Source organism: Deltaproteobacteria bacterium, from assembly GCA_028818775.1.
GTDB lineage: Bacteria > Desulfobacterota > Binatia > UBA9968 > JAJDTQ01 > JAJDTQ01.
Map to the genome: position 1 here is coordinate 1 of JAPPNE010000005.1, position 16,979 is coordinate 16,979.

Genomic DNA, 16,979 nt, shown 5'->3' on the forward strand with positions numbered 1-16,979 from the left:
GACCCGCCTCCTCAACTCCAACTCCCCCTCGCCTGAAATCTGTGGGACAGCAGTGCCTACGGGTACATCTTCAACCGCGATGTATCGAGCCCTGCCGAAGTCGAAGCGGACTTCGACGCGTTCCTCGAAGCCGACGGCGTATCGGAATTCGAGCAGCGCGCCGTCATTCCGTTTCCCAACTTCGTACACCGCCGGATGTATGACGGCGCTGTCGCGCGCATCGGCAACGCGGCGGCCTTCATGGAGCCGCTGGAGGCAACGGCCATCGTATCCGCCCAGTTGCAGGTCGGGATGGTCCTGCACATGCGCTTGAACCGTTCGCCGGAAAACGTTGAACGCGACGCGCCGGTGGTGAACCGGTTTCTCGTCGGCAGCATGCTCCGCTACGGCCTGTTCGTCGGTTGGCACTACTCCCGCGGCTCCAGGTACGACAGCGAATTCTGGCGCCACGCCCGTGACCAAGTCTGGCCGAGACACCGTCAGGCGGCGGACCCCGAGGTGGTGGGTTGCGACGCGCTCCGCAAATTCGACGAAATGATCGAACTGTTGAACCGGCCGGTCATCGACAAGGCGGACTGGGAGCGGATGTGCGCGGTCCCTCTCACCAGCTATGCGCAGGTGTCCCAGGGCCTTGGCTGGTAGCGTCCCGTCCGGCTGATCCGGCGGCTTCGCAAGGACATGCGGGGCCGCCGGCTAGCCGGCGGCGGTGGCCTGTTCCTGTCCGCGCCGCTCGAAGTAGTCCTTGGCGACGTCCGGGAACAACGTGTAGGAGAGCACGTCCTCCTCGCTGGCGGCGAGGTCGCCGATCTCCTTGCGGGCCTCCTCCATGCGCGGCTTCAGCAGGTCGGCGGGGCGGCAGGTGATGGGGTCCTTCTTGCCCAGGACCATGGCCTTCATCTCCTCGCTCACCGTGCCCGGCGGCTCCCCGTAGTGCCCCATGACGTAGTTGCGCACTTCCATGGTCACCACGCCGTAGCGTTTGCCCATGAGGACATTCAGGGTGGCCTGGGAACCGACGATCTGGCTGGTGGGCGTCACCAGCGGCGGGTAGCCCAGGTCCTTGCGCACCGCCTGGACCTCTTCGAGCACCTCGTCCAGCCGGTTCTCGGCGTTCTGCTGCCGCAACTGGGACACCAGGTTCGAGAGCATGCCGCCGGGGATCTGCGACTCGACGATGTCGGCGTTGACGCGGTTGCTGATGGGGCTCTCGAACTCGCTGTACTTGCCGCGCACCTGGTTGAAGTAGGCGGCGATGCCGGCCAGTTGCCGCAGGTCGAGGCCGGTGTCGTAAGGCGTGCCCCTAAGGGCCACCACCACGGCTTCGGTAGCGGGCTGGGAAGTGCCGTCGGAAAGCGTGGAAATGGCCGTGTCGATGATGTCCACCCCGGCTTCGACGGCCATGATGTAGGCCATCTGCGCCATGCCGGTGGTGCAGTGGGAGTGCAGGTGGACGGGGATGTCGAACCGTTCCTTCAGCGCGCCGATGAGATCCTGGGCCACGTACGGCGACAGCAGGCCGGCCATGTCCTTCACCGCCAGCACGTCGGTGCCGGCGTCCACAAGCTGTTGGGCGAAGTCGACGAAGTACTGCGTCGAGTGCACCGGACTGATGGTGTACGACACCGCGGCCTCCAGGGTCTTGCCGGTGCGCTTGACCGCTTCCATGGAGGTCTTCATGTTGCGGATGTCGTTCATGGCGTCGAACACCCGGAAGACGTCGATGCCGTTCTCCGCGGACCTCTCCACGAAGGACTCGACGGCGTCGTCCGGGTAGTTGCGGTACCCTACGATGTTCTGGCCTCGCAGCAGCATCTGCAGCCGGGTGTTGGGCATGGCCGCGCGGATCAGCCGCAGGCGCTCCCAGGGACACTCGTTCAGGTACCGCAGACAGGCGTCGAAGGTGGCTCCGCCCCACATCTCCACGGACCAGAACCCGACCTTGTCGATCTCGGCCGCGATGGGCAGCATGTCCTCGGTGCGCATGCGCGTTGCCAGCAGGGACTGGTGAGCGTCCCTGAGCACGGTTTCCATGATCCCGACTTTCTTCCCGTCCATCAGTGTCTCCTAAGCTCGCAAGGGGGTGCGGCGTGTTCGCCGGCGCACCGGAAATTCATATCGGTAAAGAACTACGTGGAACAGCACACTAAACTACGGCAAGCGTCACGAATTTGCAAACAAATCGCGCTTGTGCGGAGGGCAGGCGGCGCGGGCGGGGATGCCTCAGGCCACGACGGGCTTGACCGCGGGTCGTGGAAAGGGCAGCGCCAGGGGACCGTAGGTCCCATGCAGATAGACGGATACCTGGGTGCCCTTTCCGAGTTGGCTCTGGATTTTCAACTCCCCATCGTGGGCCTGGGCGATGTGTTTGACGATGGCCAGGCCGAGTCCGGTGCCCCCCAATTCCCGCGAACGCGCCTTGTCGACCCGATAGAAGCGTTCCGTGAGTCGTGGGAGGTCCTTGTCGGGGATGCCGCAACCGGTATCGGACACTCTCAGCGCGACCCTGGGCGGGTCGGCGCCGTTGGTGACGGGCTCCAGGTCGGCCTGGACCCTCACGCTGCCGTCCTCGGGGGTGTACTTGAGGGCGTTGTCGACGAGGTTGATGAGCAACTGCTGGAGCCGGTCCTCGTCTCCGAGGACTATCGGAGTTTCCGTCCCGACCTCCGCGCGCAGCCGGATGCGCTTCTTCCGGGCTTGGTCGCGGAACAGCTCCAGGACCCGGTCCAGCAACGGTTGGACGGCCACCTCCTTCATGCGCACGTTCACGTTGCCCATTTCCAGATCGGACAGCGCCAACAGGTCGTCGATCAAGCGGCCGAGGCGCTCGGAGTGGCGCGTAACGATGTTGAGGAATTGCCGCGCCATGCGGGGGTCGTTGGGGGGGTTGTGCAGCAGCGTCTCGGCGTAGCCCTGGATGGCGGTCAGCGGCGTGCGCATCTCGTGGGATACGTTGGCCACGAAGTCGGCGCGGATCCGTTCAAGCCGTTTCAGCTCGCTGACTTCATGGAAGACCAGCACGTAGCCCAGGAGTCCCTGTCGGGAATGCTCCAGGCGTACCGCGTTGGCGGCGAACCAGCGGTCGTCCCCCAGCGACAACTCCCGGTGGACGGAGTCGCAGTCGGTGTCGCTGTACAGCACTTCCTGGATGAGCGCCTGCATCTCGGGATGGCGGGAAACCTCGACCGTGGACATGCCCAGCACGCTGTCGTCCGGCGGCAGCTCGAAGATCCTGTGGGCCGTCTGGTTCACAAGGACGACCTTGCCCTTGGTGTCCAGCACGATGACCCCTTCCATCATGCAGCTCAGGATGGACTGGAGCCGTTCCCTTTCCGCCTTCATGTCCTCGAGGCGGCCGGTGAAAGCCTGCGCCAACTCGTTGAGGCCCTGTTCCAACTCTCCGAGGTCATCCTGGCGACGGACCGCGAGCACCTTGCCGGACGGCGTACCCGCGCCGGCCTTCCGGCAGAAGGCCACCATGTCCGCGACACGGCGGCGTGAGCGTCGCAGCCACACGACGGAACCCGCGACCGCCAGCGCGGACAGCAACCAGAACAGCATCGTAAACCAGGAGTCCACGGCGTGTCCTTCCGTTATTCTTCCAGAGTTCTTTCGTCCAGTTTGTAGCCCACGCCGCGTACCGTCACGATCCACTCGGGATTGCGGTCGTCGTGTTCGAGGGCTTCCCGGATGCGCCTGATATGCACGTCCACCGTGCGCGGCGTCACGTAGACGTCGGACCGCCAGACACCGTCCAGAATCTGGTCCCGGCTCAGTACCCGATTTCGATTCTGAATCAGAAACCGGAGCACTTCAAACCCCTTGAGCGTGAGCTTCACGGGCCTTCCGGCGACGTGCACTTCGTACGTGGTGAAGTCAACGCGCAGGGGTCCCTTCGCGTATATCTCGGAGACGTCCGGCGACGTCTGGGTTTCGGTGCGCCGAAGCACGGCCTTCACCCGCGCCACCATTTCCCTGGGGCTGAAGGGCTTGGTGATGTAGTCGTCGGCGCCCAGTTCCAGGCCTACCACGCGGTCGGCCTCGCCCGCCTTGGCCGTCAGCATAAGGATCGGCGTCTGGGCGGTTTCCGGGTTTTGCCGGATGATCTTGCAGAAGTCGAGCCCGGAAAGGTTCGGCAACATCAGATCCAGGACGATCAGCCTCGGGGGTTCCTGCTGGACGAGATCCAGGGCGTCTTCGCCGTTCTCGGCTTCGAGCACGCGAAAACGCTCCTGACTCAGATGGTAGGTGATGAGCTTGCGAATGTCCGCCTCGTCTTCCACGACGAGGATTTTGTCCGCCATGGAACTCCTCGGGGCCCGGTCTTCAAATGGTCCGGGGCACTTCCTTCACGTGGCGTATGCTTTTCCCCTTGACCAGGAAGATGACCATTTCGGCGATGTTGGTGGCGTGGTCCGCGATCCGTTCCAGGTACTTGGAGAGGAAGGTGATCTTCATCGCCCGGTTGATGGTCCTGGGCTCGGTGATCATGTAGGAAACCGTCTCGCGGAAGATCTGTTCGTTCAGGTCGTCGATCTCCTGATCGTCCTGACACACCTTCAACGCGAGCATCGTGTCCTCCTGGACGAAGGCGTTGAGGCTCTCGGAGATCATCCTCCGGCTGATCTCGGCCATGCGCGGGAGATCGATGTAGGGCTTGAGCGGAGCCTCCCGGATCAGCTCCAGGGAGCGCTCGGAGATGTTGACCGCGATGTCCCCGATCCGCTCCAGGTCGGTGGTGATCTTGAGCGCCGTCGTGACGAAGCGGAGGTCCTTCGCCGCCGGCTGGTGCAGTGCGATCAGGCGCACGCACAACTCGTCGATTTCGGCGTCCATCTGGTTGACCTCGGCGTCCCGCTGGATGACGCCCTCCGCGAGCGGTGCTTCGCGGTCCACCAAGGACCTGATGGCGCGGGCGATCTGATCCTCGACCAGCCCGCCCATCTGAATGATCCTTTCACGCAGGGACTTGAGCTCTTCTTCGTATTTTCGATCCGTGTGCTCGGGGCGCATGGCCAACCTCGTCGATCTGGCGTCCACGGTAGATCATGACACTTGAAAAGGTCATCTCATGTCATGTCGGCCATCCGGGTTACGGCGAGGTTACGATCACATTAAATCAGTGGACTTTCAAGCAGTTCCGGGGCCGTCAAGCGTCTGCGTCGGACGCGCTGCCGTTGCCGCCGTGCGCCGAAGCGCCCTGGCCGCCCTCGATCCGGTACGCTTCCGGATGCAGCTCCGAGTTGGCCTTGATGATGACCTGGCGATGGATCTCGCGCTCGAGCGCCTCCAGGCCCTCGCTGGCCTGGTCGTAGAGGAAGTTGGCGATGCCCGGGTGCACGTGCACGGTAATGCGCCCGCCGTTGGCGAGCTGGGCGCTCTCGCGCTTGATGTCGCGCAGCAGCTCGTAGGCGATGGTGGGTTGGGACCGGACCCGGCCGCGCCCGGCGCACTGGGGACACGGGACCAGCAGCAGGTTGCCGAGGTTCTCCCGGGTGCGCTGCCGGGTCATCTCCACGAGCCCAAGCCTGGAGACGGGCAGCACGCGCGTCCTGGCCTTGTCCTGCTTCACCGCTTCTCTCAGAGCTTCGTAGACCTTCTTCCGGTTGGCGGCCTGCGCCATGTCGATGAAGTCGATGATGATGATGCCGCCCACGTTGCGCAGGCGCAGTTGATGCACGACCTCGCGCGTCGCCTCCAGATTGATCTTGAGCACCGTGGCTTCGAGGTCCTTCTTGCCCACGTAGCGGCCGGTGTTCACGTCCACCGCGGTGAGCGCCTCGGTTTGCTCGATGTTGATGTGTCCTCCCGAATTCAGCCAGATCTTGGGTTCCAGCGCCTTGCGGATCTTGCGTTCGATCTCATAGCGGTCGAGCAGCGGCTCGGGGCTCTCGTACAGCGTCACGCGGCTCTTCAGGCGTGGCATGAACTGCTGCACGAACTCGACCACGCGCCGGTACTCGTTGGGTTGGTCGACCACCACCTCCTCGGTGTTGGCGTTGAAGAAGTCGCGGATGGTACGCGGGACGAGGTCCAGGTCCGGGTGGATCAGTTCAGGTGTCGCGGCGGAGTCCAGTTGTTTGCGGATCCGGTCCCAGAGCTTCGTGAGGAACCGGACGTCGCTTTGGATGTCCTTCTTGTTGCGCCCCTCACAAGCCGTGCGGATGATGAATCCGTCGTCTTCCCGCGCCAGTTCCTGGACGATCTCCTTCAGCCGTTTCCGTTCCTTGTCGTCCTCGATCTTGCGGGAAACCGCCACGTGGCGGGTGCCGGGCATGAAGACCAGGAACCGTCCGGGCAGGGAGATGTGGGCGGTGACGCGGGCCCCTTTCATTCCCAGGGGATCCTTGGCCACCTGAACCAGGATTTCCTGGGCCGGGCTCAGTTGCTGCTCGATTCGTTGCGGGCTCGGGTCGGGCCGGGTCTCGAGCAGCACCTCGTCACCGTTCTCCGACACCGTCGCGGGGAAGCCGCCCGACGGAGGGCCGACGTCGGACGCATGAAGGAACGCGGCCTTCTCCAGGCCGATGTCCACGAACGCGGCCTGCATCCCGGGCAGGACGCGCCCTACGCGGCCTTTGTAGATGTTGCCGACACAGCCCCTTTCCTGGTTGCGCTCGATGAGGAACTCCGCCAGGGCGTTGTCCTCCATCACTGCGATGCGGGTTTCCTCGGGGGTGGTGTTGATGAGAATGCGTCTCATGTGCCACGTGATTTCGTGGATAGGACGGCTGTCGAATGCCAGTGTGACGCGGCACACTAGGTTCAGGATAGGCGAGTCGCGGGGGAATGGCAAGCTGCCGCGGTGCGCGTTGCGGGGCGCGTGTTTGACACGGCAGGTTCCGGACGCTAGATTCCCGTAAACTCAACACGGGAACTTTGTGGACACGCTGAAAGGACAGGAAGCGAAAACGGGGGTCGTAGCCTCGGGCCGTTCCGTGATGCACACAAGGGTGCTGATGTTGAATCGTTCGTACCTGCCGATACACGTGACTTCCGTGCGCCGGGCCTTCTCGCTGCTGTATCTCGGCATCGCCAAGGTCGTCAACGAACAGTACCAGACTTTCGATTTCGAACGCTGGAGTGCGCTGAGGGTCCCCCTGGACGAGGATTCCGTGGGCATGGTGGACCGCGCCATCCGGATTCCGCGGGTCATCCTGCTGGTGCGCTACGACCGCGTGCCCAGGCGGCAGGTGCGCTTCAGCCGCGTCAACATCTACGCGCGTGACAAGTCCACCTGCCAGTACTGCGGGAAGCGGCTTCCGCGCCAACAGCTCAATCTGGACCACGTGATCCCCCGTTCGCGCGGCGGCACCTCCAGGTGGGACAACGTGGTTTGCTCCTGCGTCGCGTGCAACCGGAGGAAGGGAGGCCGGACGCCCCAGGAAGCGCGGATGCAACTGCTGCAGAAGCCCTACAAGCCCACGTGGACCCCTTTCGTTCAGGAAGACGGCGGCGGTGTGCGCCATCGCGAGTGGCTGCCCTTCCTGCCCGCCGTGGAGGCCTCCGCGCGGGGCGCCGCCGTGCCGGAGGATGCCGCATCCTGAACCCACATGTTGTGGTGACCCACCGCAGGTATCACTTCATATTGTGAAACTTCCTTGACACCCGCCCCCGCGTGTGGAATAAAATACGATGGAGGTACCGCGCCGGCGCGTTTGCCGGCGGCGCGGGATTCATCGCATGCGTCTGAAGGCTCTGGAAATTTCGGGATTCAAGTCTTTCGCCGAAAAGACCGCCCTGAACTTCACCGCCGACGTCACCGCCATCGTGGGGCCCAACGGGTGCGGCAAATCCAACATTGTCGACGCGCTTCGGTGGGCCATGGGCGAGCAGAGCGCCCGCCATCTCCGCGGCCAGTCCATGGAGGACGTCATCTTCGGCGGCAGCGAGCGGCTGGCGGCCATCGGCATGGCGGAGGTCACCGTCCTGCTGGACAACGCCGATGACAGCGCTCCCTCCGATTACGCCGCCTTCGCCGAGATCGCCGTCACGCGGCGCCTGTTCCGCTCGGGTGAATCGGAATACTTCATCAACCGGGTGCCCTGCCGTCTGCGCGACGTCGTGGACCTGTTTCTGGGGACCGGTATCGGCAACAAGTCCTATTCGATCATCGGACAGGGGCGGGTCGAGGAACTGGTCAACGCCAAGCCCGAGGACCGGCGCCGGGTCATCGAGGAAGCCGCCGGCACGAGCCGCTTCAAGAGCCGCAAGCAGGCGGCCGAGCGGAGGATGGAGCGCACGCGCCAGAACCTGCTGCGCGTCAACGACATCGTGCGCGAGGTGGAAGGCCAGCTTCGCAAGATCGAGTTGCAGGCGAGGAAGGCCGAGCGGTACCGGAACCTCAAGGAGGAGTTGAAGGAACGGGAGTTGTGCTGGGCGGGCATACGCAAACGGCGCCTGGAACGGGAGCTTGCCGAGCGCGGCGCGGCGATTCGCGCCGTCGAGGAGCGCGTCACGTCGCTGGTGGCGGCGATGCAGGCGCAAGAGGCCGAAAGCGAGCGGCTCCGCGCCGCGTTGCGGGAGGTGGAGGAGGCTGTCGGTTCGCTGCAGGAGCGGCTCTACCAGGCCAGGTCCGGCCTGCAGGCGGAGGAACAGCGGATCGAGTTCTTCGAACGTGCCGAAGAGGAGTCGCGCGGGTTTGCCGGGAGCGCGCGCGAGGAGGCCGTCCGGACAAGCGCGCGGCTCGAGGCGGTTGCGAGCGAGATCGAGGACCTGGGCAAGGCGGTCGACGATTTCTCGCGGGTTTGGCGCGGGGAAGCGGAACGCGTGGAGCGCACGGAGTCGGAGACGGAGGGTCTGCGTGCGCGGATCGGCGAGCTCCAGCAGGCGGTCGAGCGTGAACGGGAGGAGCGGTCGGATCGGATGTTCGAGCACTCGCGCCTGGTCAATTCGCGCCAGAGCCATCAGGAACGGCTGGAACGGCTGGGAACGGAGTCGGCGGAGAAGGACGGCGAGCGGCAGTCCATGGAGCAGGCGCTGGAAGCGCTGCGCCGGCAGCGCGCGTGCGAAGCCCGGGATCTCGGCGGCTGCGTGGCCCGCGCCGCCGCCATGGAGGATGCGCTGCGGCACGCGGACGCGGAGATGGAGCGAAGCCGGTGCGAACTGGCCGCGGATGAGGCCGTCCTCGGCCGGTTGAAGGAGGAGCTGCAGGAGGCGCGCTCCGCGCTGAGTTCCCTGGAAACCTTGCAGAAGAATTTCGAGGGCTATCAGGAAGGCGTGCGCGCCGTCATGGTCAAGCATGAGAGCAACGGCGGATCCGATGGGGTATGCGGGGTGGTGGCGGACTTCATCGAAGCTCCGGAAGAGGTGGAGAAGGCCTTGACGGCGGTGCTGGGAGAGCGGCTTCAGTACGTGGTGGTGCAGGGCCACCGGGAGGGAGTGGAGGCCATCGAGTACCTCAAGCGCGAATCGGCGGGGCGGGGCGGCTTCATCCCGCGCCGGTTCGAGCGCTGCAACGGCGCCGCCGCTCCGGCCCCGGCGGGTCCCGACGTCATTGCGCCGTTGCTGGGCCTGGTCCGGGTGAAGGACGGGTACCGGGACGTGGCCGACTACCTGCTGGGCGACGTGTCGGTCGTGAGGGACCTGGAATCGGGACTGGGGTTGTGGCGCGCCAACGGTTTCAGCCACTCGTTGGTCACCCTGGACGGCGAGGTCATCGATCCCATGGGGGTGGTCACCGGCGGCAGCGTCGAAAGTCTGCAGGGGGGACCGATCTCCCGTCGCCGCAGGATCAAGGAGTTGCACGAAGAGGTCGTTTCCGGGGAGGAAGGGGTGCGGCGGCAATGCGAGGGTGTGGCCGCGGGGCGCACGGCCCTCGAAACCATGGACGCGGAACACCGGCGGCTTGGGCAGGAGCTCCAGGAATTGGCGGTCAAGAAGGTGCAGCGGGAGCAGGAATTGCTGCGCACGGACCAGGCGGTGGCCCGGTCCGAGCAGGACCTGGCCACCATCGCCCAGGAACTGCGCCACGTGGCGGGCGAAGTGCAGACGCTGAACGAGTCCATCGCCGCATGCGAAACGGCCATCGTCGATAGTGCCCGGGAAGACGAGGTTTCGCAGGCGCGGTTGCGTGAGAACCAGGAGGCCCTGCGGGAGACCGCCGAGGAACTGCGCGCGGCTGAAGATCGCCTGACCGGGTGCCGCGTGAGCGCGGCCGAGGCGAGGGAGAGGGCGGAGAACGCCAGGTCCAACCTCGCCAACCGGGTCAGCCTGCGCGACGAGCTCGCGGTGCAACTCCGCGAGCGTGAAGCGCGCATCGCCGAAATGAACCGGAAGGCCGGGGAGATGAGGGAGGCGCGCGAACGGGCGGCATCGCGGGTGGAGGTGTTGCGGGTGGAGGCGGACGGTCTCGAGACCGAGGTGGCCGCGAGACAGCAGGATCAGCGGGAACTTGCCGGCCGCGCGCGCGAGGCGCAGGAGGCGGGTCACCGGATTCGTCCGGACGTGGATGCGTTGCAGCAGGAAGGGAACCAACTGCAACTGCACGAGCGCGAGACATCCATGGACTTGCGCTATCTGTGTGACGACATCCGGGAGAAGTACGGCGTGGAGCTCCCGGACCTTCCCGTGAAGCCGGACGATGCGCTCGAAAGCGCCGGCGACCTGTCCGAAGAGGTCGCGGAGTTGCGCGCGCGGCTTCAGCGCATGGGCGAGGTCAACCTCGGGGCCATCGGTGAGTTCGAGGAACTGACGGAACGAAGCCGGTTCCTGACCGCGCAGCGGGAAGACCTCGAACGCTCCATGGCCGACCTGCAGCAGACCATCACGAAGCTCAACCGCATCTGCCGGCTGCGGTTCAAGCAGAGCTTCGAGGAGATCAACCGGCAGTTCCAGGTGATCTTTCCGAAGCTGTTCCAGGGTGGCAAGGCGTCGCTGCTGCTGACCGACGAGAACGACTACCTCGAGACCGGGGTCGACATCGTCGCGCAGCCGCCCGGCAAGAAGCTTCAGTCCGTGGGCCTGCTCTCGGGCGGCGAAAAGGCCTTGACCGCGGTCAGCCTGCTCTTCGCCATCTTCCTGACCAAGCCCAGCCCTTTCTGCTTCCTCGACGAGGTCGATGCCCCGCTCGACGACGTCAACCTCGAGCGCTTCATCGACATGGTGAAAGAGATGACGCACCTGTCGCAGTTCATGATCATCACCCACAACAAGCAGACCATGCTCTCGGCGGACGTGCTCTACGGCATCACCATGGAAGACCCCGGGGTGTCCACGATCGTTTCCGTTGAAATGGTCTAGAGGCCTGTTTCGCCGGGTATCTCCGAGGTCGTGTCATGGCGTGGAAGGAAGGGTTGTTTTCGCGTCTCAGCCAGGGTCTGTCGCGGACGCGGGAGGTCCTGGCCGGGCGCCTGGAGCGGGTACTGACGGGGACGAACCCGTCGGAGGAGGACTGGGAGGCTCTGGAGGAGGTGCTGCTCGGAGCCGACTTCGGCGTGCGCGCGACCCAGAGGTTGCTCGACTCGGTGCGAGGGCCGTCGCGCGCGCGCGACGGCGCCGCCGCCGAGCTGTTGCAACAGGAAATCACGACCCTTCTGAAGGAACGTCCGGGGATCGGCTCCGGGCGCTACGCGGTCAAGCCCTGGGTGGTCATGGTGGTGGGCGTGAACGGTGTGGGCAAGACGACCACCATCGGGAAGCTCGCGTACCGGCTCCGTCGCGACGGGAATAAGGTGCTGCTGGCCGCGGCCGACACGTTCCGCGCCGGAGCCATCGAGCAGCTCGAGATATGGGGAGAGCGGGTCGGGGCGGAGGTCATCAAGCATGGCCCGGGACAGGACCCTTCCGGGGTGGTGTTCGACGCCGCGCAGGCCGCTCAGAAACGCGCGGCGGACGTCCTCCTCATCGACACCGCGGGCCGCCTGCACAACAAGGTGAACCTCGTGGAGGAGTTGAAGAAGATGCGCCGCGTCCTCGGCCGTGTGCAGGAGGGGGCGCCGCACGAGACGTTGCTGGTGGTGGATGCGAGCACGGGGCAAAACGCGGTCGTGCAGGCGAGGATATTTCAGGATGCGGTGGCCGTCAGCGGGATCGCGCTCACCAAGCTCGACGGCACGGCCAAGGGCGGCGTGGTGCTGAGCATTCAGCAGGAGCTGGCCATTCCGATGGAGTATGTCGGCGTGGGCGAAGGGGTGGACGATCTGCAGGAATTCGACCCCGATGCGTTCGCGCGGGCGTTCTTCGCGCCGTGAGGCAACCGGCGCGGAAAAGGTTCATGGCGCCGGCCGGAAAAGGTTGGCGTGTTGCTTGACATTGGCTTCCGGCAAATCCTAATCTATCGATTGAAGATTTGTTCGGTAGCTGTTTCATGGACCTCGATAAACTTGAACAATTGGAACGGTGGGTGGATCGCCTGGTCGAGCAGCATCGACGGATGAAGCAGGCCAAGGCTCAGGCGGAAGTGTGCCTCCAGGAGCGGGACACGGAGTTCAAGGCGCTGAACGAACAGATCCGACGGTACGAGCGTGAACGCGCCGCGCTGAAGGATCGCTTGACGAAGATTATCGGTCGGTTCGAGCACCTCGACCTCTCCTGAAGACGCGGGGGCTTCATGCCAAGGGCAGTCGACGTCCAGATCATGGGGCAGAAAGTCACTCTCCGGAGTGACGACGAAGAAGAGTACATACGCAGGGTGGCGGAGTATGTCGACGGCAAGATGCGCGAGGTGAGCGAGTCGATGGCGTCAAAGAACAAGTACAGCGTCGCCATGCTCGTGGCGCTCAACATCGCCGACGAATACCACCGGCTCAAGGAGGATTGCGACGCGGCTTCGACGCGGATGGACCGGTTGCTGGAGAGGTTGACGACGGCGTTGTCCGAAGATAGCTGAAAGACCCTCCTTCCGTTGACGCCCGCGCGGAGCGTCGAACGAAGCAGGCGCGACGGCGCCCTGCTTCAAACTCGACTCGGGACTTGACGTGAGTTCCCAGGAAAGGAACATGAAGCGGGCGCTCAGGGGCGCGGTGCTGGCGAAAAGGGATGCTTTGTCGCCCGTGCTGGCCCGCGCCTGGGGACAAGGGATCCAGCGGCGCGCGCTGGCCTTGCCCGCTTACCTGGCCGCTCGGGCGGTCGCCCTCTACAGCCCGCTGGGCAACGAAGTCGAGACATCGGAGATCTTTCGGGCCGCGCTGAAAGCCCGCAAGCGGCTGTACTACCCCAAGGTGACCGGCGATGTGGCCGGCGCATACCGGGTCCGGGCCAAGGGGGACCTCGTTCCGGGCCGGTACGGAATACTTGAGCCGGAGGGAGATGAGCGGTTGCCCGGATCCGGCGGGGATGCGCTCGCGGTGTTCGTCCCGGGAGTGGCTTTCGACATACACGGAAACCGCATCGGTCGCGGCGGCGGTTGGTACGACCGCTGGTTGGAGGGGCTGGATGTGTGCGTGCCAAGAATTGCCTTGGCCTACGAATTTCAACTGCTTGAGGAAGTGCCTGTGGAGCGGGGAGATCTGCCGGTCCACACCATCGTGACGGAGAGCAGAATCATAGCCTGTGATGGGTCGGAGCATCGCCGAGCCGAGCCCGACGTATAGATCTTCCCGACGTTCCCGGGTTTCCGGGAGGTAACTTGTCTTGGAAACTTTGTTTTCCCTGATTGTGGGCGTTGCCGTAGGGTGCCTCGCCGTCGCGGCCGTCCTTTTGGTTCGCTGGAAGCTGCGCGAACGCGGGGAGTCGCGCGACCGGAACGACGCCGCGCGAGTTCTGGAGGATGCGCGCCGGCAGGCCGAGGCCGCCCTCAAGGAGGCGGACGTCGAGGCCAAGGAAAGGATACTCAAGGCGCGTTCCGAGTTCGAGGACGAGGTTCGGGATGCGCGCAAGGACCTGCAACTGGGCGAGCGGAGGTTGCAGTCCAGAGAAGAGGTCGTGGACAAGCGGCTGGAGAGCCTCGAGAAGCGTGAAACCGGTTTGACGAACCGGGAGGGCCTGATCGAAAGGCGGGAGCAGGGGCTGGACGAGAAAGAGGCGGAATCCCAGCGACTGCTGGATGAGGCCAGCCGGCAGCTTGAGATCGTCGCGGGTATCAGCCGCGAAGAGGCGAAGAGGAGCCTGATGGAGGAGATGGTGGAGGAGGCGAGGCACGACTCCGCCAGGCGCATACGGCTCATGGAAGAGCAGGCCAGGGCGGAGGCGGACCGCGAAGCCAAGAAGATGATCGCGCTGGCCATCGCGCGTCTGGCCGGGGACTTCGTGGCGGAACGCACCGTGTCCGTGGTTTCCCTGCCCAATGACGAGATGAAGGGCCGGATCATCGGTCGCGAGGGGCGCAACATCCGGGCGCTGGAGGCGGCCACCGGTATCGACCTCATCGTGGACGACACGCCGGAATCCGTGATCATCTCGGGACACAATCCGATTCGCCGGGAAATCGCCCGCCTTTCATTGGAAACCCTCATCTCCGACGGGCGCATTCATCCGGGGCGAATCGAGGAAGTGGTGCGCCGCTCCGAAAGAGAGGTCGACGAGGTCATCAAGGAAGCCGGACAGAAGGCGGTGTTCGACGTCGGCGTCCACGGCGTTCACCCCGAGTTGGTCAAGCTGCTGGGGCGGCTCAAGTTCCGCTACAGTTACGCCCAGAACGTCTTGTTGCACTCCATTGAAATGGCCTTCATCTGCGGCGCCATGGCCGCCGAGCTCGGCCTCAACGAGAAACAGGCCCGCCGCGCGGCGCTGCTGCACGATATCGGCAAGGCCGTCGACCATGAGGTGGAAGGCTCCCACGCCATCATCGGCGGCGAGCTGGCACGCAAGTACGGCGAGTCGCCCAAGATCGTGAACGCCATTGCCGCGCACCACGAGGAGGTCCGGGCCGAGACCATACTGGCTCCGCTCGTGGATGCCGCGGACGCCCTTTCGGGCGCGCGTCCCGGCGCGCGCCGCGAGATGCTGGAGACCTACATCAGGAGGCTGGAGGAGTTGGAACGGATCAGCAATTCGTTCAAGGGGGTGGAAAAGTCCTACGCCGTCCAGGCGGGAAGGGAACTCAGGATCATGGTCCAGGCGGCACAGGTGTCGGATGACGAGGCCGCCTCCATGGCTCGGGCCGTGGCCAAGAAGGTGGAGAAGGAGATGGCCTACCCGGGCCAGATCAAGGTGACGGTGATCCGGGAGACGCGGGCCGTGGAGTACGCGCGCTGACGGGGAGGGTTGTCCGCCGAGATGAACATGAGCCCTGAAGAGCAACTGGAGCACCTGAAGCGCGGCGCGGTGGAGATCATTTCGGAGGAGGAGCTTCTCCGGAAACTCAGGAAGGGGACGCCTTTGCGGGTCAAGACCGGGTTCGACCCCACGGCGCCGGACCTGCACCTTGGCCACACCGTGCTCATCCAGAAGATGAAGCAGTTCCAGGATCTCGGCCACCAGGTGATCTTTCTCATCGGAGATTTCACCGGGATGATCGGGGATCCGTCGGGCAAGTCCGAGATGCGCAGGCAGCTCGGCCGGGAAGAGGTCCTGGAGAACGCGGCCACCTACAAGGAGCAGATCTTCAAGATCCTGGATCCCGCGACCACGGTGGTGGACTTCAACAGCCGGTGGATGGAGCGGCTCGGCGCCGCCGGGCTGTTGGATCTGAGCGGGAAATACACCGTGGCCCGGATGCTGGAGCGGGACGACTTCAAGAAGCGGTACCACGCGCGGGAACCCATCGGCATCCACGAGTTCATGTATCCCCTCATCCAGGGATACGACTCGGTGGTGCTCGAGGCCGACGTCGAGCTGGGCGGGACGGACCAGAAGTTCAACCTGCTGGTGGGGCGCGAGCTTCAGCGGGAGACGGGCATGGAGCCCCAGGTGGTCTGCATGATGCCGCTGCTGGAGGGTACCGACGGCGTTCACAAGATGAGCAAGAGCCTCGACAACCACATCGGCATCGCCGCGCCCCCCGAAGAGATGTATGGCAGGACGATGTCGATCTCGGATGATCTGATGTGGCGCTACGCCGAGCTTCTCAGCGACCGTCCCATGGAGGAGATCCACGGGGAGAAGACCGCGGTGGCGGCGGGCTCCGTCCATCCCATGAACGTCAAGAAAGCCCTGGCCGCGGAGATCGTGGCGCGGTTTCACGGGCACGAGGCCGCCAAGTCGGCCCAGGAGTATTTCGAGACGCGGCATCAGCGCCGGAACATCCCACGAGATATCCGCAAGAGCTTCTCGCCGCCCGACCGGATCTGGGTCTGCCAGTTGTTGCTGGACCTGGATTTCGCCCGCTCCAGGAGCGACGCGCGCCGGCTGGTGGCGCAGCGCGCGGTGCGCGTGGACGGCGCGGTGGTGGACGATCCCAACTTCGAGTTCCACAGGGACGTCCACCGTGTCGTGGAGGTCGGGAAGAACCGTATCGCCCAGGTGAAGTAAGGGAAAAGTTTTCGGCGGGCCTGTTGACATGGGTCCGGCTTTGGGATAAACAATGTCTTCTCTGCCGTCGTGGCAGATGGTCCCGGTCTTTGAAAACTAAATAGTAGCGCTGTCCCGCTTGACGGGACAGAAATAGGTTCAGGGCTCTCAATTTGTCGCCGCTGTGCTGTTCTTGTTCGTCAAGAGCCGCGTCAAGCGGCAAAATTTTCTTCGAGAGTTTGATCCTGGCTCAGAACGAACGCTGGCGGCGTGCTTAATACATGCAAGTCGTACGAGAAAGTCCCTTCGGGGATGAGTAAAGTGGCGCACGGGTGAGTAACACGTAGGTAACCTACCTCAGGGACCGGGACAACCTACCGAAAGGTGGGCTAATACCGGATCAGACCACGGGGGCTTCGGCCCCAGCGGCAAAAGTTGGCCTCTGCGTGCAAGCTAACGCCATGAGATGGGCCTGCGGACCATTAGCTTGTTGGTGGGGTAATGGCCTACCAAGGCTGAGATGGATAGCTGGTCTGAGAGGATGATCAGCCACACTGGGACTGAGACACGGCCCAGACTCCTACGGGAGGCAGCAGTAGGGAATCTTGGGCAATGGGCGAAAGCCTGACCCAGCAACGCCGCGTGGGTGATGA

14 protein-coding genes and 1 rRNA gene are annotated in these 16,979 nt (G+C 64.5%); 10 read left to right on the top strand and 5 right to left on the bottom strand.

The features are described from left to right. Positions 1 to 39 precede the first annotated feature (39 nt). A complete protein-coding gene (locus OXU42_00490; protein MDE0027869.1) occupies positions 40 to 642 on the top strand; it encodes a tryptophan 7-halogenase in 603 nt (200 codons plus the stop codon). Positions 643 to 693: 51 nt separating this feature from the next. On the opposite strand, the gene OXU42_00495 is transcribed toward OXU42_00490, so the two are convergent. The 5 genes from OXU42_00495 to OXU42_00515 form a co-directional block, all read right to left on the bottom strand. After that, complete coding sequence (locus OXU42_00495) at positions 694 to 2,055, bottom strand: pyruvate carboxylase subunit B (protein ID MDE0027870.1); 1,362 nt, start codon at positions 2,053 to 2,055, stop codon at positions 694 to 696. 165 nt (positions 2,056 to 2,220) lie between these two features. Next, a complete protein-coding gene (locus OXU42_00500; GenBank protein ID MDE0027871.1) occupies positions 2,221 to 3,576 on the bottom strand; it encodes an ATP-binding protein in 1,356 nt (451 codons plus the stop codon). A 14-nt stretch (positions 3,577 to 3,590) separates the two neighbouring features. After that, positions 3,591 to 4,301, bottom strand: a complete 711-nt coding sequence (locus OXU42_00505) for a response regulator transcription factor (protein MDE0027872.1) — start codon at positions 4,299 to 4,301, stop codon at positions 3,591 to 3,593. A gap of 22 nt (positions 4,302 to 4,323) precedes the next feature. Continuing rightward, positions 4,324 to 5,010 (bottom strand): phosphate signaling complex protein PhoU, encoded by a 687-nt coding sequence (phoU, locus tag OXU42_00510; protein ID MDE0027873.1) that lies wholly within the window; start codon positions 5,008 to 5,010, stop codon positions 4,324 to 4,326. A 136-nt stretch (positions 5,011 to 5,146) separates the two neighbouring features. Next, positions 5,147 to 6,700, bottom strand: coding sequence for an Rne/Rng family ribonuclease (locus tag OXU42_00515; GenBank protein MDE0027874.1), 1,554 nt, complete (start codon positions 6,698 to 6,700; stop codon positions 5,147 to 5,149). 235 nt (positions 6,701 to 6,935) lie between these two features. Between OXU42_00515 and OXU42_00520 the strand changes: the two genes are divergently transcribed. From OXU42_00520 to OXU42_00560, 9 genes are all read left to right on the top strand, one after another. Beyond that, positions 6,936 to 7,544, top strand: a complete 609-nt coding sequence (locus OXU42_00520) for an HNH endonuclease (GenBank protein MDE0027875.1) — start codon at positions 6,936 to 6,938, stop codon at positions 7,542 to 7,544. A gap of 136 nt (positions 7,545 to 7,680) precedes the next feature. Further along, positions 7,681 to 11,238, top strand: coding sequence for a chromosome segregation protein SMC (smc, locus tag OXU42_00525; protein MDE0027876.1), 3,558 nt, complete (start codon positions 7,681 to 7,683; stop codon positions 11,236 to 11,238). Between the two features lie 35 nt (positions 11,239 to 11,273). Beyond that, complete coding sequence (ftsY, locus tag OXU42_00530) at positions 11,274 to 12,188, top strand: signal recognition particle-docking protein FtsY (GenBank protein MDE0027877.1); 915 nt, start codon at positions 11,274 to 11,276, stop codon at positions 12,186 to 12,188. A gap of 116 nt (positions 12,189 to 12,304) precedes the next feature. Beyond that, positions 12,305 to 12,532, top strand: a complete 228-nt coding sequence (gene zapB, locus OXU42_00535) for a cell division protein ZapB (protein MDE0027878.1) — start codon at positions 12,305 to 12,307, stop codon at positions 12,530 to 12,532. 15 nt (positions 12,533 to 12,547) lie between these two features. Further along, the gene (locus tag OXU42_00540; GenBank protein MDE0027879.1) at positions 12,548 to 12,826 is read left to right on the top strand and encodes a cell division protein ZapA; all 279 of its coding nucleotides are present in this window, start codon (positions 12,548 to 12,550) and stop codon (positions 12,824 to 12,826) included. A gap of 109 nt (positions 12,827 to 12,935) precedes the next feature. Beyond that, a complete protein-coding gene (locus OXU42_00545) occupies positions 12,936 to 13,529 on the top strand; it encodes a 5-formyltetrahydrofolate cyclo-ligase (GenBank protein MDE0027880.1) in 594 nt (197 codons plus the stop codon). Positions 13,530 to 13,593: 64 nt separating this feature from the next. Next, a complete protein-coding gene (gene rny, locus OXU42_00550; protein MDE0027881.1) occupies positions 13,594 to 15,132 on the top strand; it encodes a ribonuclease Y in 1,539 nt (512 codons plus the stop codon). A gap of 27 nt (positions 15,133 to 15,159) precedes the next feature. Continuing rightward, the gene (tyrS, locus tag OXU42_00555; GenBank protein ID MDE0027882.1) at positions 15,160 to 16,347 is read left to right on the top strand and encodes a tyrosine--tRNA ligase; all 1,188 of its coding nucleotides are present in this window, start codon (positions 15,160 to 15,162) and stop codon (positions 16,345 to 16,347) included. Between the two features lie 206 nt (positions 16,348 to 16,553). Beyond that, positions 16,554 to 16,979: ribosomal RNA gene (locus tag OXU42_00560) — 16S ribosomal RNA — on the top strand; the annotation flags it as partial.